This is a genomic window from Curtobacterium herbarum (assembly GCF_016907335.1).
GTDB classification, from domain to species: Bacteria; Actinomycetota; Actinomycetes; order Actinomycetales; family Microbacteriaceae; genus Curtobacterium; species Curtobacterium herbarum.
The window spans coordinates 3388101-3407085 of sequence record NZ_JAFBBT010000001.1 but is presented as its reverse complement, the minus strand read 5'-3'; the positions used below and the strand labels follow the sequence as shown (position 1 = coordinate 3407085).

General features: G+C 72.2%; 22 protein-coding genes. 10 read left to right on the top strand and 12 right to left on the bottom strand.

Annotation, left to right across the window (positions count from 1 at the left end; translation table 11 throughout):
• Positions 1-26: 26 nt before the first annotated feature.
• From JOD51_RS16265 to JOD51_RS16250, 4 genes are all read right to left on the bottom strand, one after another.
• The gene (locus JOD51_RS16265; protein ID WP_204610400.1) at positions 27-812 is read right to left on the bottom strand and encodes an ABC transporter ATP-binding protein; all 786 of its coding nucleotides are present in this window, start codon (positions 810-812) and stop codon (positions 27-29) included.
• Between the two features lie 38 nt (positions 813-850).
• Complete coding sequence (locus JOD51_RS16260) at positions 851-1519, bottom strand: GntR family transcriptional regulator (protein ID WP_204610388.1); 669 nt, start codon at positions 1517-1519, stop codon at positions 851-853.
• Between the two features lie 86 nt (positions 1520-1605).
• Positions 1606-2583: an MDR family oxidoreductase gene (locus JOD51_RS16255; RefSeq protein WP_204610386.1), complete on the bottom strand. Its 978-nt coding sequence runs from the start codon at positions 2581-2583 to the stop codon at positions 1606-1608.
• Between the two features lie 70 nt (positions 2584-2653).
• The gene (locus JOD51_RS16250) at positions 2654-3682 is read right to left on the bottom strand and encodes a 6-phosphofructokinase (RefSeq protein ID WP_111075393.1); all 1029 of its coding nucleotides are present in this window, start codon (positions 3680-3682) and stop codon (positions 2654-2656) included.
• Between the two features lie 192 nt (positions 3683-3874).
• On the opposite strand from JOD51_RS16250, the gene JOD51_RS16245 reads away from it, so the two are divergent.
• The 4 genes from JOD51_RS16245 (at position 3875) to JOD51_RS16230 (ending at position 6458) form a co-directional block, all read left to right on the top strand.
• Positions 3875-4417, top strand: a complete 543-nt coding sequence (locus JOD51_RS16245; protein ID WP_204610384.1) for a hypothetical protein — start codon at positions 3875-3877, stop codon at positions 4415-4417.
• A gap of 3 nt (positions 4418-4420) precedes the next feature.
• Positions 4421-4630 carry a hypothetical protein gene (locus JOD51_RS16240; protein WP_204610382.1) on the top strand — a complete coding sequence of 70 codons (210 nt, stop codon included), beginning with the start codon at positions 4421-4423 and terminating at the stop codon, positions 4628-4630.
• Between the two features lie 52 nt (positions 4631-4682).
• Entirely contained in the window at positions 4683-5648 is a 966-nt protein-coding gene (locus tag JOD51_RS16235) for a DNA-3-methyladenine glycosylase family protein (RefSeq protein WP_204610381.1), read from the top strand.
• Positions 5649-5900: 252 nt separating this feature from the next.
• Positions 5901-6458 (top strand): hypothetical protein, encoded by a 558-nt coding sequence (locus JOD51_RS16230; RefSeq protein ID WP_239539902.1) that lies wholly within the window; start codon positions 5901-5903, stop codon positions 6456-6458.
• Between the two features lie 39 nt (positions 6459-6497).
• Here JOD51_RS16230 and JOD51_RS16225 read toward each other — a convergent pair whose 3' ends face one another.
• The 7 genes from JOD51_RS16225 to JOD51_RS16195 form a co-directional block, all read right to left on the bottom strand.
• Positions 6498-7361 (bottom strand): NAD-dependent epimerase/dehydratase family protein, encoded by an 864-nt coding sequence (locus JOD51_RS16225; protein ID WP_204610377.1) that lies wholly within the window; start codon positions 7359-7361, stop codon positions 6498-6500.
• 24 nt (positions 7362-7385) lie between these two features.
• Complete coding sequence (locus JOD51_RS16220; RefSeq protein WP_204610375.1) at positions 7386-8132, bottom strand: SDR family NAD(P)-dependent oxidoreductase; 747 nt, start codon at positions 8130-8132, stop codon at positions 7386-7388.
• A complete protein-coding gene (locus JOD51_RS16215) occupies positions 8132-8929 on the bottom strand; it encodes an SDR family NAD(P)-dependent oxidoreductase (RefSeq protein WP_239539901.1) in 798 nt (265 codons plus the stop codon). Before JOD51_RS16215 ends, JOD51_RS16220 begins: the two co-directional genes overlap by 1 nt.
• Positions 8926-10275 carry an MFS transporter gene (locus tag JOD51_RS16210; protein WP_204610373.1) on the bottom strand — a complete coding sequence of 450 codons (1350 nt, stop codon included), beginning with the start codon at positions 10273-10275 and terminating at the stop codon, positions 8926-8928. Before JOD51_RS16210 ends, JOD51_RS16215 begins: the two co-directional genes overlap by 4 nt.
• Before the next feature lie 91 nt (positions 10276-10366).
• The gene (locus JOD51_RS16205) at positions 10367-11374 is read right to left on the bottom strand and encodes an asparaginase (protein ID WP_204610371.1); all 1008 of its coding nucleotides are present in this window, start codon (positions 11372-11374) and stop codon (positions 10367-10369) included.
• A 20-nt stretch (positions 11375-11394) separates the two neighbouring features.
• Positions 11395-11769, bottom strand: a complete 375-nt coding sequence (locus tag JOD51_RS16200) for a hypothetical protein (RefSeq protein ID WP_204610369.1) — start codon at positions 11767-11769, stop codon at positions 11395-11397.
• A complete protein-coding gene (locus tag JOD51_RS16195) occupies positions 11769-12671 on the bottom strand; it encodes a polysaccharide deacetylase family protein (RefSeq protein ID WP_204610367.1) in 903 nt (300 codons plus the stop codon). The genes JOD51_RS16200 and JOD51_RS16195 overlap by 1 nt, the downstream gene beginning before the upstream one ends.
• 194 nt (positions 12672-12865) lie before the next feature.
• Between JOD51_RS16195 and JOD51_RS16190 the strand changes: the two genes are divergently transcribed.
• From JOD51_RS16190 to JOD51_RS16180, 3 genes are all read left to right on the top strand, one after another.
• On the top strand, positions 12866-13915 hold the full coding sequence (locus tag JOD51_RS16190) for a LacI family DNA-binding transcriptional regulator (RefSeq protein WP_204610365.1): 1050 nt from the start codon (positions 12866-12868) through the stop codon (positions 13913-13915).
• 145 nt (positions 13916-14060) lie between these two features.
• Positions 14061-15047 (top strand): helix-turn-helix transcriptional regulator, encoded by a 987-nt coding sequence (locus JOD51_RS17630; protein ID WP_204610363.1) that lies wholly within the window; start codon positions 14061-14063, stop codon positions 15045-15047.
• A 136-nt stretch (positions 15048-15183) separates the two neighbouring features.
• On the top strand, positions 15184-15399 hold the full coding sequence (locus tag JOD51_RS16180) for a hypothetical protein (protein ID WP_204610361.1): 216 nt from the start codon (positions 15184-15186) through the stop codon (positions 15397-15399).
• Here JOD51_RS16180 and JOD51_RS16175 read toward each other — a convergent pair.
• Positions 15396-16061, bottom strand: coding sequence for a TetR family transcriptional regulator (locus JOD51_RS16175; protein ID WP_204610359.1), 666 nt, complete (start codon positions 16059-16061; stop codon positions 15396-15398). The genes JOD51_RS16180 and JOD51_RS16175 overlap by 4 nt on opposite strands.
• Before the next feature lie 214 nt (positions 16062-16275).
• Between JOD51_RS16175 and JOD51_RS17625 the strand changes: the two genes are divergently transcribed.
• Genes JOD51_RS17625 through aroQ form a run of 3 tightly spaced genes read left to right on the top strand, consistent with a single transcriptional unit; the run spans position 16276 to position 18843 of the window.
• Positions 16276-17934, top strand: a complete 1659-nt coding sequence (locus JOD51_RS17625) for a glycoside hydrolase domain-containing protein (protein WP_204610357.1) — start codon at positions 16276-16278, stop codon at positions 17932-17934.
• 7 nt (positions 17935-17941) lie between these two features.
• Complete coding sequence (locus JOD51_RS16165) at positions 17942-18193, top strand: hypothetical protein (protein WP_204610355.1); 252 nt, start codon at positions 17942-17944, stop codon at positions 18191-18193.
• Entirely contained in the window at positions 18190-18843 is a 654-nt protein-coding gene (aroQ, locus tag JOD51_RS16160; RefSeq protein WP_204610353.1) for a gamma subclass chorismate mutase AroQ, read from the top strand. Before JOD51_RS16165 ends, aroQ begins: the two co-directional genes overlap by 4 nt.
• Positions 18844-18985: the final 142 nt, after the last annotated feature.

Below are 18985 nucleotides of genomic sequence, written 5' to 3'. Positions count from 1 at the left end.
ACGGACGGACGGGAGGCGCGGGGCGGCTAGTCGGCGCGGCGTGCGTGCCAGCGTCCACCGCTGCGCTCGACCGCCAGCGGGAAGTCGAACGCCGCCGACACCCGCGCCGAGGTGATGACCTCGTCCGCGTGCCCCTGCGCCACGACCGCCCCGTCCCGCAGCAGCATCGCGTGCGAGGTCGACGCCGGCAGGTCCTCGAGGTGGTGGGTGACCATCACGCTGCCGAGCTCCGGCCGCCCGACGCGCAGTGCGTCGACGGTCTCGAGCAGGTGCTCCCGCGCTGCGACGTCGAGCCCGGTGGCGGGTTCGTCGAGCAGCAGCAGCCGCGGTTCGGCCATCAGCGCCCGGGCGATCAGCGCCCGACCCCGTTCCCCCTGGGACAGCACCGGCCAGCGGGCGTCCCGGCGCGCGGACAGCCCGACGTCGGCGACGTGCTGCTCGGCACGGGCGACCTGCTCGACGGTCGGCTCCCACCGCACCATGAGGTCGGTCGTGCCGGTCAGCCCGGTGAGCACGGTCTCCAGGACGGTGAGCGGCGAGAGCATCCGGTGCCGCGGGTCGACGTGTCCGATGTGTTCGCGGAGCTGCCGGACGTCGACGCGACCCAGGCGGTGCCCGAGCAGGTCGACGGTGCCCGCGGAGGGGTGCCCGGTCGCACCGAGGACGGCGAGGAGAGTGGACTTGCCCGCGCCGTTCGGGCCGAGCAGTGCCCAGTGCTCGCCGGCGCGGACGGTCAGCTCGACGTCGTGCAGCAGGTCGCGGCCGCTGCGGGTGACGCGGAGTCCGGCGGTGCGGAGGAGGACGTCGCTCATCCCGTCATCCTCCCGCACCTCGGTGGACCCGACCGCGGTCAGGCCTTCGCGGCCCGGGCGGTGGCGAGGTGCTCGGCCATCGCACGACCGAGTCCGCGGACGAGGGCTCCACCGGCCTCGCCGTCGCGGCCCTTCGCGGCGGCGCGGAAGCCGTCGAGGGCCTGTTCCACGTCCCAGAAGACGAACTCGGGCTCGCCGATCCGGACGAACTTCGCCCGGTTCAACAGGGACTCGCTCGTCTTCAGCAGCAGTTCGTTGCCGGACTTCTGCACCATGAACGCGATCGCTCGGTCGATGTCGTCGTTGAGGGCGCGGTCCTCGGCCTTCGCGTGGGCGCGCATGTCGTCGAGGATGGCGCCGAACGCCTTCACGTCGGCGTCCTCGAAGCGGGGGAAGGACCAGCGCGCAGCGAGTTCCCCGAAGCCGAAGAGCATCTGGAACGCGTCGTCGTACGCCTCGCGGGTCGGGGAGGCGACGCGGGTGTACCGGTTCGCCTCCATCTCGACCAGGCCGTAGTCGACGAGCTTCGCGATCGCCTCGCGGATCGGGGTGCGACTGACACCGAGCCAGGCGACGAGCTCGTCGTCGTTGAGCCGCTCGCCGGCCTGCAGCGTGCCGTCCTGGATGGCCGCGAGCATCTTCTCGAGGACGACGTCCCGGAGCAGCTTGCGCGGCGAGTTCTCGACGGTCGACTTGGGTACCGGCATCCGGGTCTCCTTCAGAAGGTGTTCGGTATTCAAATCCTAACGTGACATTGCGCAAACGGTTGCTAAGTACGAACCGGAGGCGCGGATCACCGCGTCACGTCGACCACCGTCCGGCCGTGCACCCGCCCGGCCACGACCTCCGCCCCGACCGCGATCGCCTCGGCGAGCCCGACCGTCCGCGTCACCGCCCGGAGCAGCGCCGGGTCGAGGTCCGTCGCCAGCCGCGCCCACGCCCGCTGCCGCAGGTCGAGCGGCGCCGAGACCGAGTCGACGCCGAGCAGGGACACCCCGCGCAGGATGAACGGCAGCACCGTCGTCGACAGCGCGGTGTCCTGCGCGAGCCCGCACGCCGTGACCGCCCCGCCGTACCGGGTCGCCGCCAGGACGTTCGCCAGGGTGGTGCCCCCGACGCTGTCCACCGCGCCCGCCCAGACCGCCCGCTGCATCGGCTTGCCCGGCTCGGCGAACTGCGCCCGGTCGACGACGTCCGTCGCGCCGAGGGCCCGGAGCGAGTCGCCGTTCTCCGGCCGACCCGTCGAGGCCGTCACGCGGTACCCACGGGCCGCCAGCAGGGCGATCGCCACCGTGCCGACCCCGCCCGACGCACCGGTCACCAGGACCGGGCCGTCCTCCGGGGCGACCACGCGCTCGAGTGCCAGGACGCTGAGCATCGCGGTGAAGCCCGCCGTGCCGATCGCCGCCGCGAGGTCGTCGTCGAGGCCCTCCGGCAGGGTGACGAGCGCGTCCACCGGGACCACGCACTGCTCGGCCCACCCGCCGTGTCGGGACTCACCCGCGCCCGCGCCGGTGAGGACCACGCGCTCGCCGACGGCCACGTCCGGCACGTCCGGCCCGACCGCGGCGACGGTGCCGACCACGTCGATGCCGGGGACCAGCGGGTCGGTCCGCGCGACACCGGGGTCACCGGCGACGGCCAGGCCGTCCTTGTAGTTGACGCTCGACCGCGTGACGGCGACCAGGGCCTCCCGGGCACCGGGAGCGGGTAGGTCGACGTCGGTGACGGCGGGGGCGGTGGAACGGGACACGAGGACGGCGCGGGTCATGCGCGCGACGCTACCCCGGGCCTCCCGGCCGGGACGGCCCACCGGAAACGCGCCCACGCGCCCGCCGGTGTCAGCCGAACATGATGGCGGCCTCGTCGTACCGGTCCTGCGGCACGGTCTTCAGCTCGCCGAGCGCGTCCGCGAACGAGACGTGCACGATCTCGGTGCCCTTCAGCGCGACCATCCGGCCCCAGCGCTCCTCGACCACGGCGTCGATCGCCGCCAGCCCGAGCCGGGTCGACAGCACCCGGTCGTACGCCGTCGGCGTGCCACCCCGCTGGATGTGCCCGAGCGTCGTGGCGCGGGTCTCGATGCCGGTCATCTCCTCGATGAGCGGGGCGAGGCGCTCGCCGATCCCACCCAGCCGAGGGCGACCGAACGCGTCCAGACCGCGCTCCGTGTGGGCGGTGTCCTCGTGGTCGGGGACGAAGCCCTCGGCGACCACGACCAGCGGTGCGCGTCCGCGGTCGTAGGCGGCCTGCACCCACTCGCCGATCTGCGCCAGCGACGTCTTCTGCTCGGGGATGAGGATCGCGTGCGCACCCGCCGCCATGCCCGAGTGCAGGGCGATCCAGCCGACGTGGCGACCCATGACTTCGGCGACCATGCAGCGGGAGTGGGACTCGCCGGTGGTGCGCAGGCGGTCCATCGCCTCGGTCGCGATCGCCACCGCGGTGTCGAACCCGAACGTGTAGTCGGTGGCGCCCAGGTCGTTGTCGACCGTCTTCGGCACGCCGACGATCTGCAGGCCGGCATCGGTGAGGCGCTTCGCGGCCGCCAGGGTGCCCTCGCCACCGATCGCGACGACGGCGTCGATGCCGTGCCGCTCCAGCGTCTTCGTGATGTTCTCGACGCCGCCGTTCGGGCCCTCGAAGGGGTTCGTGCGGCTCGTGCCGAGGATCGTCCCGCCCTGCTTCGCGATGCCCTGGATGTCCTTCCGGCCGAGCGGCACGATGTCGCCCTCGACCACACCCCGCCAGCCGTCCCGGAAGCCGACGAACTCGTGGCCGTGGATGGCGATGCCCTTGAGCACGATGGCGCGGATGACCGCGTTGAGACCGGGGCAGTCGCCGCCGGAGGTGAGGATGCCGATGCGCATGGTGACTCCCGTGGTCGGGTCCGAAGGGACGTGCCCATCATCATGGCCGATGCAGGCCCGGTGTGGCCGTGCGTGACGGGATCGGCCCTGCGTTCGCCGCACTGTCGCATCGGCACGGTGCGGTCACTGAAATGTGTAGTCTTACCGGACGGTGGCCGCAACGACGCGGCCACTCGAGATCGGAGGACCACCATGACGTCGACACGAAGTGCGCTCCCGGGGCTCACCCTGACAGTGGCGCTGCTCGCCAGCGGGTTGGTAGGGGCTGCTCCGGCGGCCGCAGAACCGCTCGACCGTCCAGCCGCGCTGCCGCCCGGCGAGGCGCTGCCCGCGATCTCGCAGCACACGCTCGGCCGCGCCATCGACGAGGCCTACGCCGCGGGCGCGGTGACCGACGACGACATCGACGAGTCGGGTCGCCGCACCGTCACCGCTGATCTTGGTGACGGTCTAACGATCGTCCTCGCAGACGGCGTCCCGACCGAGCGGCTCGCGTTCGGGAGCGACGGACGCGGTGCCTACATCGCCTTCAACTCCTGGGACCAGAACGTCATCCTGGGTGGGACGGGAGCGATCCTCGTCACCGCGATCTGTGGACTCGGGCCGGCTGCCTGCATCATCGCGAACACGGCGGTCGTCCTGGGCGCTTCTTGGCTTGCCACCCACTCCAAGTGTCCGAGCCCCAAGAGTGTCCGTGTGTACCCGGTCACGAAGAAGCCCGGGCGGTGTGTCTGACGCATGAACAAGATCGGGAAGGTCTTCCGGAGTGTTCCGTTCGCGTCGGCGCTCGCGCTCGCCCTCGTCCTGATCGGCGCCACCGTCGCCACTGCGACGGCAGGAACGCCGAACCAGATCGTGGGAGCCGTGGTCCTGGGCCTGACCTCGGCCGGTGCCGGTAGCGCCCTCGGCGCGGTGATCCGTGCTCGACGCCGGCGGCCCCGGCGCTGAACCGACTGCTCCTCGGTCGGTGAGTGTCCGTGCCGGCACTTACCATCCCTGCATGCCCTCCGTCCGTCCCGTCGCCTCACCGGCGGGCCCTCCGGACGAGGCTGCAGTTCGCGTCGACACCGTGTACCGGCCGGGAGGCCCGGTGGACGTGGTCGCGACACTGCGGCCCCTGTCGCGCGGCTCCGGCGACCCGGCCCACCGGGTGGTCGGGTCCGACGTGTGGCTCGCGCTCCGCACCCCGGAGGGGCCGGCGTCGGTGCTCGTCCGACCCGTCGGCGACACCGTGGCGATCAGCGCGTGGGGCGACGGTGCGTCCTGGGCCGTGGCGCACGGGCCGGACCTGGTCGGACGCGGGGACGACTGGTCGGAGCTCGACGTGTCCGCGCATGCCCTCCTGGCGCACGCGCGACACCGCCAGCCGGGGTTACGGCTGCTCCGGACGAACACGGTCGTGGCGATGCTCGTCCCGGCGATCATGGAGCAGAAGGTGACCTCCCGACAGGCCTGGCGTGCGTGGCGGTACCTCGTGCAGCGCTTCGGCACGCCGGCTCCCGGGCCGGCTCCGGCGGGCATGGTCGTTCCGCCGGCCGCCGACACCTGGGCGCGGATCCCGAGTTGGGAGTGGCACAGGGCCGGCATCGAACCCGGACGCTCGGCGACGGTGATGCGGGTCGTGCAGGTCGCGCCCGCACTCGAACGGACGCTGGCCCTGGGCCGCGGCGGCGAACTGGTCGCCAGCCGACTGCAGTCGATCCCGGGCGTCGGACCGTGGACCGCCGCCGAGACGGCGCAGCGGGCCCACGGGGACCCGGACTCGCCGAGCGTCGGGGACTACCACGTGCCCGCACTCGTCGGGTGGGCGCTCACCGGCGGCCCGGTCGACGACGACGGGATGCTCGAGCTCCTCGAACCGTGGCGGGGGCACCGGGAGCGGGTCGTGCGGTTGATCGCGGGCTCGGGCTTCCGGAAGCCGACGTTCGGGCCGCGGATGACGATCCAGGACCACCGGGGGCACTGAGCTTCCGTCGGCGTTGCACGTCGGTTCGGGCCCGGGGTAACATTTCACCCGTAAGCCCCGTGTGGACCGCTGGTTTCGACCATGTCGCCGGGGCTCTGCTTTTTGTCTCGTGAAGGTGGGGATGTGTCGGACGTCTGGGTGGACGAGTGGCTCGGTACCGCGCGGTTCGCTCGGTACGTGGATGCGTGCTCTGGTGACCGGGCCAGGGCGCTGCAGTTGTACGAGTGGAACGTCCAAGCCGGCCAAGCACTCATGCACGACATCGCCCACTTCGAAGTCGCTCTCCGGAACGCGTACGACGCTGCCATCTCAGCGCGGTGGCGATCACGCACGCACTGGCTGCTCGACGCGGAGTCGCCGGCTGTCGTGCCGATCTGGCGCACGAAGACCGTGAAGGGCATGAAGCGTGGGGCTGACGTCAACACGCTCACCCGGAAGTCGGTCGACAGCGCGATCGCGCGCTGCGGCTCCGCGAAGGCGACGTCCGGCAAGGTGATCGCCGAGATGACCCTGGGTTTCTGGCGGCAGTTGACGACGAACGCGATGGAGAAGACGGTGTGGGTGCCGTACCTGCACCGAGCGTTCCCCCCGGGGACGCAACGGTCCGAGGTCGACCGTGCGATCGAGCGGGTCAACGCGCTCCGGAATCGCATCGCGCACCACGAGCCGATCTCGACACAGTCCGGGTCGGTGGATGCGGAGCAGGTCCACCGCGAGATGCTCGCCCTCCTCCGGGGCATCGCACCGCAAGTGCACGAGCACCTCACTGCCACGTCGACGGTCGCGATCGTCTTCGCTCGGCGTCCGTAGTCGCCGCTCCGTCGCGATCCGGAGCAGACGGCTCATCGGTCAGCGGTGGGACGCGCCCTCGCCGGCCAGCACTGCGCGGTAGCCCTCGCGGAACGTCGGGTACCGGAACGTGAAGCCCGTGGAGCGGAGCAGCGCGTTCGACAGCCGCTTGTCGCCGCCCGCCTGTCGGTCCGACGCCGGGCCGTGCTCCGGCGTCGGGACACCGAGCTCGTCCGCGAGGAACCGCAGCACGTCGTCGAGACGGACCGGCTCGTCGTCGGTGCCGAGGTACGTCGGCGCCGGGTCGTCCAGCGTCGCGAGGTGCACGATCGCGGAGGAGGCGTCGTCGCGGTGGATGCGGTTCGTGTGCGGCGACGACGCGTCGGCCGGAGCGAGTCGGGCGCTGCCGGAGCGCACCTGGTCGATCAGCCGTTCGCGTCCGGGGCCGTAGATGCCCGACAGCCGGAGCAGCACGGCGCCGGGAGCCCGTTCCCGGAGCAGCGCTTCGGCCTCGACCAGGACCCTCGCCGTCGGGGTGCCGCCGGCCGCCGGGGTGTCCTCGGTGACCTCGCTGCCGTCGGACACGTCGTAGACGGCGGTCGAGGACACCACGACGATCCGCGGGCGGGCCTCCGACCGGTCGATCCCGTCCAGCACGTTCCGCAGGCCGTCGACGTAGGTCGCGCGGTACTCGTCCGGGTCGCGGCTGCCCGCGGCCAGGGCGACGACGACGACCGCGGTGTCGGCGTCGATCTCGGGGACGTCGTGCCGGAGGTCGGTGCTCCGGCCCTCGATCGGCGCGGGCAGGAGTTCGGCGCGGCGCCGGAGCCCGACGACGCGGTACCCGAGGTCAGCGAAGCGGAGGGCGGCCTCGGTGCCGAGGTCGCCGCAGCCGGCGATGACGGCGGTCTGGTGTGCGGACATGTGTCGACCCTCCCACGGATGCGGTCACGGCATGACATCGCCGGAGTTCGGACCGAGCGTCTGCCCGGTGTAGAGGTCACCCGCCGGCGAGGACGCGAGCAGCAGCGCGGTCGGGGCGACCTCGGACGGCACGCCGAACCGCCCGATCGGCAGTTCGGCTGCCTTCTCGGCCCGCCACTCCGGCGTCATCCGGTCGGTCATAGGCGACACGATCGGACCGGGTGCGATCGCGTTGACGAGCACACCCCGCCCGCTCCACTCGATGGCGGCGCTCTTGGTCAGCGCGATGACGCCGGCCTTCGCCGCTGCGTAGTGCGCGACCTCCGACCCGCCCTTGATCGCCAGCTGCGAGGCGAGGTTGATGATGCGCCCGCCGCCGTCGCGGAGCATCCGGCGACCGACCGCGCGCATCATCAGGAACACCCCGGTGAGGTCGACGGCGACGATGCGGGTCCAGTCCGCCGTGGACAGGTCCTCGAGCGGGGACTGGGAGAGGACCCCGGCGGCGTTGACCAGGACGTCGATGCCGTCGAACTCCGCGTCGACCGTCGAGACCACCACCTCGACGTCCGCCTCGTCCGTGACGTCGAGGACGACGGTCCGGACGTCCAGCCGCCGGGCGACCGCCTCCAGACCGCCGAGGTCGCGGTCCGCGACGACGACCCGTGCACCCGCTGCGACGAAGGCCTCGACGATCGCGAGACCGATCCCGCTGGCACCGCCGGTGACGAGTGCGGTGGCTCCGGTGAGGTCGAACACGTCGCCCCGCATCAGTCGGCCATGAGGATGGTCAGCCCGCCGTCGACGACGAGTTCCTGTCCGGTGACGTAGCGCGCCTCGCGGCTGAGGAGGAAGCGGATCACCGCCGCCGCTTCGTCCGCGGACCCGACGCGACCCCACGGGATGCGTGCCCCGGCCGCCTGGAGGCCCGCCGCGCCGAGCGAGTTCTCCGCGTCCGTCGACTGCGGGGTCTCGATCAGGCCGGGGATGACGGTGTTCACCCGGATCCCCCGCGGTGCCAGCTCGGCCGCGGCGCTCCGGGCGAGCCCGATCACGGCCGCCTTGCACGCGGCGTAGTGGCTGTGTGCGACCCAGCCGTAGACGCCGCCCGCGATCGAGGAGACGGCCACCATCGACCCGCCGGGGCCGAGGTGGCGGGCACCCGCTCGGAGCGTGCGCATCACGCCGTTCAGGTCGACCTGCACCATGTCGTCCCAGGCGTCGTCGGTCATGGTGTGCAGCGGCTGCCGTCGGAGCACACCGGCACCGGCGACGACGTGGTCGACGCGGCCCCACCGGTCGAGCGCCGTCTGGAACACGGCGTCGACGTCCTCGGTGCGACGGACGTCGGCGGGGACCGTCAGTGCGCGACCCCCGGCGGCCTCGACGGCCGCGACGACGTGCGCGGGGTCGTGCGGGTCACCGGCGAACACCGGGATGACGATGTCGGCCCCGTGCTCGGCGAGCTGCACCGCGAGTGCTGCGCCGATGCCGCTCGCGGCTCCCGTGATGACGGCGACGCTCCCGGCGAACTCGGAGTACACGGCCTCCGACGTGGGCGCGCTCAATGCTCGATCACCGCCACGCGCTTGGTCGCCAGCATGATCAGCCCGGAGAGGACCATGCCGCCGGCACCGACGATGACCGCCGCCGGCCCGAGACCGACGTTGCCGGCGACGAGTGCGGTCAGCACGGCCGAACCGATGATCGATCCCGGCTGGCCCATGGCGGTGACGAACGCCGAACCGGTGGCGCGGCAGCTCGAGTCGAAGCACTCCGCCTGCAGGAACAGCAGGGAGGCGTAGGGGCCGAGCAGGAAGAACAGCGTCAGCATGTACGTGACCAGGACGTACCCGAAGTCGTCCGGGCCGAGGACGAACAGGGTCCAGCACACACCGGCGAGCAGCCAGCCGCCGACGATGGTGGTCTTGCGGCCGATGACGTCGCCGAGCCAACCGTGGAACAGGTACCCGGCTGCGCCGACGACGTTGGAGAGCACGATGATCAGCAGCGACATGCTCGTGTCGACGCCCTTCACGTCCTCGAGCATCGTGGTGCCGAGCACGCTCGTCGTGGTGATGCCGAAGTAGTTCACGATCCACGCGATCGAGAGCACGACGGTGTTGCGTGCGTAGCGCTTACCGAAGATCGCCCGCAGCGACGGCCGCTCGTCCTCGACGACCCCGAAGCGGGCCGCGATCCCGGCGGCCTCCTCGGTGCGACCGGACTTCCGCAGCTGCCGCAGGTAGGTGTTCAGGCGGTGCTGCGGGGTCTCCTTGATGCCCTTGCGCAGGAACAGCACGAACAGCGCGGGGACGGTGGCGACGAGGAACGCGATCCGCCACGAGTCCGGTCCGAACAGCCCGTTGATGCCGGCGATGAACGCGGCGGCGAGGAGGGCGCCGATCGGCCACCCGGTCTGGACGAGACTGTAGAAGAAGCCGCGGCGCTTCCGGATGCCCTCGATCTCGGTGAGCGCGAAGACCTCGTTGAGGTAGGTGGAGTTGACCGACTGCTCCGCCATGCCGAACCCGCTCAGCGCGCGGAAACCGACGAGCGAGGCGACTCCGGTCGACGCCGCCGTCAGCAGTGACGACAGTGCCGCGCCTCCGATCGTGATCATCATGCCGCGTCGACGGCCGAGCCGGTCGACGAACAGTCCGACCAGGATGACGACGACGAAGACCCCGACGCTGACGAGGGTGTTCGCCAGCAGCGCGGTCTGCTGGTTCCACCCGAAGTCCTCGGCGATCCGTGGCAGGAGCGTGCCGAACATGATGAAGTCGTAGACGGCGAGGGTCCAGGCGAAGAAGGCCAGGGTGGCGCCGCGCTTGGTCTCGGCGGCGCCGATGGCCGGGAACGTCCCGGTGTCGAGCTGGACGTCCTCCGGCTCGCGGATGGTCGTGGTGGACATGGTCTTCCTCTCGATGCTGCGGTGCTGGCGGATCGGGTGGGCCGTGCGTGGTGGAGCGTCGGTGGATGCGTCGGCGGATCAGGAACGCGGATCAGGGACGGCGCTGCGGGGAGGAGCTCCGGCCGCGTGCGAGGAACTCCGCGTGCACCCGGTCCGGCGGGGCGTCGACGGCGAGCAGGACGGCGAGCAGGAGGCGCGACTTGAGCCCGTCGAGGCGCCCGGCGGGGACGAGCCCCGCGTCGAGCAGGTCGATCTCGCCGCCGGGGAAGCCGTAGGTCGCCGCGAGCGTCGACCCGGCGCCGGTCCGTGACGCCATGACGACGGGCATCCGCCGGGCGAGCCGGTGGACGGCGTCGAGGGTGCGTTCGGCCACGTGCCCGCCGCCGAACCCCTCGACGACGGCGCCGCGGTAGCCGAGGTCCCCGAGCGCGTCGAGGACACGTCCGTCGTCGTCGAGGCTGACGCGGTGCAGGGCGACCGGTGGCAGCGGTGCGACGTGGTCGGTGAGGGCGGGCACCCGGTGTGCGGGCGCGTGGAAGACGGGCAGCCCCTCCGTGACCCAGCCGAGCGGCCCGGTGCCGGGGGAGGTGAACGCCCCGGTCGAGGACGTGTGCGTCTTGCGGACCGTGGCGGCGGCGTGGACCTCGTCGTCGAGCACGACGAGCACCCCGCGCCCCCGTGCGCCCGGGTCGACGGCCACGCGCACCGCTGCCAGCAGGTTGGCCGGGCCGTCCGCGCCGGGAGCGGAAGCGTGGCGCATGGCGCCGGTGACCACGAGCGGTTCCGGGCGGTCCCAGCCCAGGTCGAGCAGGTACGCGGTCTCCTCGATCGTGTCGGTGCCCTGCGAGACGACGACGCCGGACGCGCCGGCCTCGACCGCTCGCCGTGCGGCTCCGAGTGCGCCCTGGACGTCGTCGAAGCCGAGGGACGGCGAGGGGACGAGGTCGAGCTGGTGGGCATCGACGTGTGCGGTCTCCGCGATCGCGGGCACGCCGGTGAGCAGGTCGTGCGCGTCGAGTCGTGGGACCGCACCGGACCGGTGTGCGGGGTCCGTCGTGGCGACGCTCGCGATGGTCCCGCCGAGAGCGAGGTAGGTCACGGTCGGGAGGGTCGTCACGGTCACTGCGCCGGCTCCCGCCGTCGTGCCACCGCGGACGCGAGGCTCCGGTACGCCCAGTCCGGGTCGCCGCCGGGCCGGGAGGCGCGGAGCCGGTCCGCCACGACGGTCCAGTCGGGCGTCCGCGCGCCGACCCGGTCGACCGCGTCGAGGACGCCGTCGGCGCCCTGCGCGAGGACACCCTGACCGGTCGGACCGACGACGAGGACCCGGACGGTCCCGGGCGCCTCGCGGACCCGGATGTGGTCCGGCGCGAACAGGCGTGATCCCCAGGAGACCAGCGCCAGTTGCGCTCGCTTGCGTGCTGCCGGAGAGTCCTCGACCTCGCGGGCGTCCGCGTCGCGCGTGCCGCCGGCGCTGCCGCATGCGCCGCACATCAGTACTCGCGCGGACGTTCGGGCCGGCCGAAGGGGAACCGGACGCGGAAGTCGTCGGCGATCTCGTTCATGGTGACGAAGCGCACGCCCTCGTGTCCGCCGATGTACTCGATGAGTCGTTCGATCATGAGCAGCACCTGGGGCCGCCCGGACACGTCGGGGTGGATCGTGATCGGGAACACGGCGTAGTCGAGCTCGCGGTACACCCAGTCGAACTGGTCCTTCCACATCTGCTCGACGTCGCGGGGGTTGACGAAGCCGTGGCTGTTCGGGCTCGACTTGATGAACATCATCGGCGGGAGGTCGTCGACGTACCAGTTCGCGGCGATCTCGACGAGGTCGATCTCGTGTCCGTGCACGAGCGGCGTCATCCAGGTGTGCGGGTCCTGGGCGTAGTCGATCGGCGTCCACGAGTCGCCGACGATTGAGTAGTAGGGGACGAAGTCCTTGTGCTGCTGGCTGTGGTCGTAGCTGAACCCGAACTTCGCCAGCAGGGTCGGCGTGTAGGCGCTCAGCTCCCACCAGGGGGCGACGTAGCCGGTCGGTTGTGTGCCGGTGAGCCGGGTGATGAGCTCCACCGAGCGCTCCATGACGGCGTCCTCCTGCGCCTCCGACATCGCGACCGGGTTCTCGTGGCTGTACCCGTGGGCGCCGATCTCGTGGCCGGCGTCGAACAGGGCCTGGCACTGCTCGGGGAAGGTCTCGAGCGAGTGGCCGGGGATGAACCAGGTCGCCTTGATGTCGGCGCGGTCGAACACGCGCTGGAGCCGTGGCACGCCGGTCCGGCCGGCGTAGATCCCACGCTGGATGTCCGAGGGTGAGTCGGCCCCGCCGTAGGAACCGAGCCAGCCGGCGACGGCGTCGATGTCGACACCGAAGGACACGAAGATCTCTTTCACCATGGGGCACCGTCTCTCGTCTGCTCTGCAAGATGTGCAATCGATTGCAACTTCTGAGAGCGTGCCACCCGACTGTTTCGCTCACCGTCTGTCGATGTAACGAACGTGTTTCGCCCGATCGGCGATCGGGACGGTCAGCACCCGTGCAACCGTTCGCTGCCCCTCGGGCCCGACGATGTGTCACGTAGGCTGAGCGGATGGGCAGCGCGGACGACCAGGGCGGGCAGGAGCCCCCGGGGCGTCGCGGCGAGGTCAACCTCCAGGCGATCGCCGGGCGCGCAGGGGTGCACGTCTCGACCGCGTCACGAGTGCTGCGGCAGACGGAGCCGGCCCGGGGGTGGAGTGCTCCGGCCCAGCGGGTGATCGCCGCCGCAGCGGAGCTGGGGTACCGACCCAACCGGCTCGCCTCGTCACTGCGCACCCGGCGGTCGAACACCATCGGCGTCGTCATGCCGCGGCTCGGCGACACCGTCATCGCGTCGATCTGTCAGGCCGTGGAGTCCGCCGCCCGTGCCGCCGGCTACCAGCTGCTGCTCACGACACCGCCGGACGAGATGGGCGCGCAACTCGAAGCCGTCGACTTCCTGCTCTCCCGCCGGGTCGACGGTCTCATCGTCAGCTCACTGCACCTGTCGTCGCAGATCCCGCGGCTGACGAACCTGTCCGTGCCGATCATCGCGACGAACCGGCACCCCGGCGACTGGCTGCCGGCGGTGGTCGCCGACGACGTCGAGGGCGGCCGTCTCGCGACCGAGCACCTGCTCGCGCTGGGACACCGCCGCATCGGCGTGGTGGCGGGCCCCCGGCACGCCAGCACCGCGGTGGAACGGGTGGCCGGCTTCCGTCTGGCGCACGAGCAGCGTGACCTCCCGGTCGACGAGGCACTCGTCGTCCACACCGACTTCGAGGTCGAGGGCGGCGTGGTCGGTGCACACACCCTGCTCTCGCTCGCCGACCCTCCCACCGCCGTCTTCGCGGTCAACGACACGGCGGCCATCGGCGTGATGGGTGCCGCTCGCCAGCGCGGCATGCGCGTCCCCGACGACCTGTCGATCGTCGGGTACAACGACATCGCCGTGGTCGCGCAGCTGCCCACGCCGCTCACGACCGTGCACTCCCCGCGGGCGACGATGGGTGCCGTGGCGGTGGAACGGCTGCTCGCCGCGATCGGGGGCGGGGAACCGGACGGTGCGGTGCTCCCGGTGTCGCTCGTGGTGCGTTCCTCGACGGCGGCCCCGCTGCGCTGAGAACGACGTATGCTCACGATGAGGCTGCACTGATCGTCGACGCGGCCCCGGTCCGGAACGTGCCACGCAGTCGAACATCGATGCACGCCTGAGGGGCATGATGGCCACCGTCGACGACGGACCTCTGCACCAACCGACGATCGGGGTGCAGCCTGCGTGGCGCGAGGTCCGGATCGAGGCAGCCGGTTCGACTCCCGACGCCGCGGTGGCCGAACTGAGCGGCTTGTACTCCGGACACGACTGGGCAGCCACGACCACCGATCGGGCGTTCACGTACCGCTACAGCGCGGTGGGGGACAGCGACGTGACGCTGCGACGGGCGCAGCTCTCCGGCGCGGTCACGGGTGCGGTCCCGCCGACGGACGAATACATCGTGCAGTGGTTGACCGCCGGGGAGGGCATCCCCGACGTGCTGCAGGACCGTGTCCCGATGGTCCTGGACATCCCGATGCTGCTCCCGACGGCCCGCGAGTTCGTCTTCGAGTACGCCGACCACGACCAGCGCCTCGTGCACATGTCCCGTCGTCTGGTGCACGAGGTCGCGGACGAGCTCTTCCACACCGGCCCGGTCAGCGATCTCGGCATCAACCACCTCCACCCGCTCGACCCCGCAGCGGTCACGCGGTGGCGCAGCAGTCTGCACCAGCTCTCCCGCGAGCTCCGGGACGGTCCCAGCGGGGGCGGCGACGGAGACGGCGACGGACGTGGCGGCCTGGTCAGGTCCGCCCTGTCGCGGGCGGTCGTCGTCGCGTTCCTGCGGATGTACCCGCCGCATGCGGTCGCGTTGCCCGCCTCGGTGTTCCTGCCCCGGCGCGAGCGGCTCCGTGCCGCGGTCGAGTACATCCACGAGCACATCACCGAACCGCTGCGGGTCGCCGACATCGCAGCCGCAGCCGGCTTCAGCGTGCGCGCCACCCAGGAGGCCTTCCAGCTCTCGATCGGTCGGTCACCGCTCCACTACCTGCAACACGTCCGCCTGCAGCGGGTCCGACAGGACCTCCAGCACGCCGACCCGGACACCTCGAGCGTCCGTGAGGTCGCCCAGCGCTGGGGGTTCGACCACCTCGGACGGTTCTCGGCCGCCTACCGCGTGGCGTTCGGCGAGTACCCACGCACCACGCTCCGACGGTGACGAGCCGCGGACCGGGCAGGATCCCGCCCGCCGGGTGACCGCACGCACGTCCGGTTGTCCGGGCACACATGTAGCGGGCCTACCGTCAGGGTCGGTTGTCGGTCCCGGTGAGCGGCGCAACAGGAAGTCGGCGCTCGTGGACCGTATGCAGGCCATCACATGGCGGAACGACGCGGGTGGGCACTGGACCGCCCGCCGCGACGGAGTCGTCGTCGGCACGATCGACCAGGGCCAGGGGTACGAGTTGCACTCCACGGACGGAACGGTCCGCGGATCCCACAACTCGCTCGGCAACGCCCAGGCACAGCTCGACGCCTGGGCCGCGTGGGGGACCGGGCCGCAGGGCTCCTAGGGGACGATCTGCGCCGATCCGAGTGCCGGGTCCACCGGATCCGCCACCGTGATCGGCACGACGCGGCGCACGACCTCGGCCGCGTCGGCGATCCCGAGCCCGGTGAAGAGCGCCGACCAGAGGTCCCGGAGCTGCTGCTCGGTGGCTTCCACGGTGCGGGAGTTCGCCCGGGTCCGCAGGACGCCGAACGTCGACGAGACGACCAGGTCGGCGGCGCGGGCGGCTTCCGGGTCGTCGACCTCCAGTCCTCGCGCGATCGCGAAGTGCTCCAGCGTGTAGCCCCGCCAGGTGAAGGCCCGAGGGAGCGGCTGCCCGGCCTCGCCGAGCTCCTGGCTGATCCGGATCGCCCCGGCGGCGACCGGGCAGCGGAGCGCGTCGAGGCACGCCGACAGCAGCATCGTCACCAGGTTCGCGAGGCCGGGGGGCTCGGTGGTCCGGGCCTCCATCTCGAGCCAGCGTGCCTGCTGCTGCTCGACGACGGCGGCGGCGAGGTCGAGCTTCGACGGGAACAGGTGGTACCCGACGGCCGACTTCGGGCGGTTCATCGCCGCGGCGACGCTCGCGAACGAGGTGCCGTCGTAGCCGTGCTCGGCGAACTCGGAGGCGGCTGCCTCGACGATCTGCTGGCGTGTGCGGGCCTTCGCGGCCTGGCGCTGGTTCATGCTGCTCCTCGCCCGACGATCCCGGGTGGTCCGTGCCGCTCGATACTACGAGCCCGGTACCACTGTCGCAGGTCAGGGCCGACTGAGCAGTTCATCAGACGATCGTCTGGTGGAACTCGGCACTTTCCCGTCTTCGGACGCCAGGTTGTCACCCACCTCAGTTGCAGCGTCGCGCCCGCGCGCCCTGCGGCTCCGTCGACCTGGAAGGCACACCGTGCAGATCTCCCGCCGCACTGCGCTCCTCGGCCTCGCCGCCTCCGTCCCGATCGCCTCGGCCGTCATGGCCGCCCCCGCCGAAGCGGCCACGACCGCAGCCACGACCGCGACGTCGGGGGCGACCACCCCGGCCGATCCCGGCGTCCTCGCCGTCCAGAAGTGGCTCAACAAGACCTTCGGTCACGTCGCCGGCTGGGTGCAGGTCACCGAGGACGGCCAGACCGGAGCCGGCACCGCGACCGGACTCGCGCAGGCCACCCAGTCCCTGCTCGGCATCACGCCCGTCGTGCCCGCGGTCGGACCGGCCACCAAGCGGGGCCTCGAGCAGCACGGCGACGTCGGGCACGAGGTCGGCCCGGACGCGACGACCTGGCGGCGACTGGCCCAGGCCGGACTCGTCTGCAAGGGCTTCTCGACCGTGACGACGACGGGCGACTGGGACGCCGCCACGGTGTCCGCGGTGCAGGAGCTCCGCACGGACCTCGGGGTCGCACTGGGCGTCCCGACCCTGTCGCCGCACCTGTTCGGCGCCCTGCTGACCACCGACCCGATCCGGCTGTCCTCGACCGGGTCGCCGACGATCCGGGCCGTGCAGCAGTACCTCAACCGCACCTACGCCGAGGTGGACGGCGGGGCCTACGGCAGCACGAGCGGTGTCATCGACCCGAGCACCGCGTCGGCCGCGACCCGGGCGATCCAGATCGCGTCCGGCTCGTCATCGGTCGACGGGGTGTGGGGACCCGGCACCGCCTCCGGGCTGCGTGCCGCGTCGGCCAGCGTCGTCGGTGTCGGGGCGAGCGGGCCGTGGGTCCAGCTGGTGACGGCGCTGCTCGTGCTCAACGGCGAACGGGTCCCGTTCGACGACGTCTTCTCGGCGGCGGACGCCGAGGTGGTCCGTGCGTTCCAGCAGTTCCAGGCGTTCCCGGCCGCCGAGCAGACCGGCACGTGCGACTTCGGCACGTGGGCGGCGCTCGCCGCGAGCTGTGGCGACGCCGACCGTGCGACGACCGGTGCCGACATGGCCACGAAGCTCGACGCCTCGCGGGCCACGGCACTGGCGGCCGCCGACGTCCGGGTCGTCGGACGCTACCTGACGAACTCGCAGGCCTCCGGCGCCCGTGACAAGGCGCTGACGACCGCCGAGCTGCGGGCGATCGGGACGGCCGGGATCGGGCTCTGGCCGATCTTCGAAGAGGGCGGCGACGAGGCGTCCTGGTTCACCTTCGCGCAGGGCGTCATCGACGCGCACCGCGCCCAGGACGCCGCGGCCGACCTCGGGATCCCGAAGCAGACGACGCTCTACTTCGCGGTGGACCTCGATGCCAGCACGGCCCAGATCGACGACGCGGTGCTGCCGTACTTCCGGGGCGTGGCCACGGGCCTCCGGGACCGCGGGAGCATCTACAAGGCCGGCGTCTACGGCTCCCGCGCCACCTGCGCCGCCGTCAGCCACGCCGGCCTCGCGCACTTCTCGTTCGTCGGCGGACTGTCCACCGGCTGGACCGGCAACCAGCTCCAGCCGCTGCCGTCGAACTGGTCGTTCAACCAGATCCAGGCACGCACGATCGGCACCGGCGGCGCGGCCACCGAGACCGACGCCGTCGTGGTGTCCGGTCGGGACCCCGGTGTGCCGGCCGCGCACCTGGCTGCATGCTGACGTCGCCATGACGACCCCGCCGGCCCAGCTCCCACCGGGCGACGTCCCGCCCGCCGACACGGTGCAGTCGTCCACGGTGCCGCACCAGGTCCTCTACGTCTTCGCCGACTTCCAGGAGATGGTCCGGGTCGACTGCTGGTGCAGCCACGACGGTGACCACGTCGACGCCTACCCGTTCCACCAAGAGATCATCCGTCCGCTCATCGACACCATCGTCCGGCGCGTCCGCCGCCGCCCCAGGAGAGGCCAGAACCCATGAACAGCACCATGCAGCCCACCCGCCGCAGCCGCACCCAGCGCGCTGTCGTCGTCGTGCTGGCCGTCGCCCTGGTGGCGTCGACGGGCGTCCTCGCGGTGCTCGCCGCGTCACCCGCCAGCGCGGCCACGACGACGTCGGAGCCGGCCGCGACGACCGCTCCGGGCCAGGACGACGGCACGCACCTCGACGCGGTCGGCGCCCTCGTGCTCCGCCGCCTGCTGCTCGCCGACCCGGTGGCGCAGTCGAAGTGGCTGAGCGGCAAGCCGATCGCCGACCCGGTGCGCGAGCAGGCGGTCGTCGACGAGGCCGTGTCCCTCGCCCGACAGGAGGGCGTCGACCCGGACCTCGTCACCCGCGTGGTCCGGTCGCAGATCTCGGCGAGCAAGGTCGTGCAGCGCGGCCTCATCACCTCGTGGACGCACGACCCGGCCTCGGCCCCGACCACCGCTCCGGACCTGGCGACGATCCGTCCGCAGCTCGACGCGATCGACACCGACCTGGTCGCGGCGATCGGTGCCGCCCAGGCGACCGCGCACGACCCGCGCTGCGCCCACCTCGTGGTCGCGGAGCGCAAGCGTCTGTCCGCGGGGCTCGACTCGCTGCACCGCAAGGGCGTCCGTGACGCCCTCTCCGGGTTCTGCACCGCCTGACGGGCGTACGACGCGGGGCGGTGACGAGCCGGGCCTCCCGTCCGTCGTCGTGACGGACGGGAGGCCCGGCTCGCGTCGTGCGCGTCAGCCCGCGTCGGCCCCTGCACCGCCTGTCGAGGCGGAGCACCGCCTGTCGAGGCGG

Coding starts and splice junctions, on each gene's coding strand:
- JOD51_RS16265 (WP_204610400.1), bottom strand. CDS start 812: ATGAGCGACGTCCTCCTCCGCACCGCCGGACTCCGCGTCACCCGCAGC.
- JOD51_RS16260 (WP_204610388.1), bottom strand. CDS start 1,519: ATGCCGGTACCCAAGTCGACCGTCGAGAACTCGCCGCGCAAGCTGCTC.
- JOD51_RS16255 (WP_204610386.1), bottom strand. CDS start 2,583: ATGACCCGCGCCGTCCTCGTGTCCCGTTCCACCGCCCCCGCCGTCACC.
- JOD51_RS16250 (WP_111075393.1), bottom strand. CDS start 3,682: ATGCGCATCGGCATCCTCACCTCCGGCGGCGACTGCCCCGGTCTCAAC.
- JOD51_RS16245 (WP_204610384.1), top strand. CDS start 3,875: ATGACGTCGACACGAAGTGCGCTCCCGGGGCTCACCCTGACAGTGGCG.
- JOD51_RS16240 (WP_204610382.1), top strand. CDS start 4,421: ATGAACAAGATCGGGAAGGTCTTCCGGAGTGTTCCGTTCGCGTCGGCG.
- JOD51_RS16235 (WP_204610381.1), top strand. CDS start 4,683: ATGCCCTCCGTCCGTCCCGTCGCCTCACCGGCGGGCCCTCCGGACGAG.
- JOD51_RS16230 (WP_239539902.1), top strand. CDS start 5,901: ATGCACGACATCGCCCACTTCGAAGTCGCTCTCCGGAACGCGTACGAC.
- JOD51_RS16225 (WP_204610377.1), bottom strand. CDS start 7,361: ATGTCCGCACACCAGACCGCCGTCATCGCCGGCTGCGGCGACCTCGGC.
- JOD51_RS16220 (WP_204610375.1), bottom strand. CDS start 8,132: ATGCGGGGCGACGTGTTCGACCTCACCGGAGCCACCGCACTCGTCACC.
- JOD51_RS16210 (WP_204610373.1), bottom strand. CDS start 10,275: ATGTCCACCACGACCATCCGCGAGCCGGAGGACGTCCAGCTCGACACC.
- JOD51_RS16200 (WP_204610369.1), bottom strand. CDS start 11,769: ATGTGCGGCGCATGCGGCAGCGCCGGCGGCACGCGCGACGCGGACGCC.
- JOD51_RS16195 (WP_204610367.1), bottom strand. CDS start 12,671: ATGGTGAAAGAGATCTTCGTGTCCTTCGGTGTCGACATCGACGCCGTC.
- JOD51_RS16190 (WP_204610365.1), top strand. CDS start 12,866: ATGGGCAGCGCGGACGACCAGGGCGGGCAGGAGCCCCCGGGGCGTCGC.
- JOD51_RS16175 (WP_204610359.1), bottom strand. CDS start 16,061: ATGAACCAGCGCCAGGCCGCGAAGGCCCGCACACGCCAGCAGATCGTC.
- JOD51_RS16165 (WP_204610355.1), top strand. CDS start 17,942: ATGACGACCCCGCCGGCCCAGCTCCCACCGGGCGACGTCCCGCCCGCC.
- aroQ (WP_204610353.1), top strand. CDS start 18,190: ATGAACAGCACCATGCAGCCCACCCGCCGCAGCCGCACCCAGCGCGCT.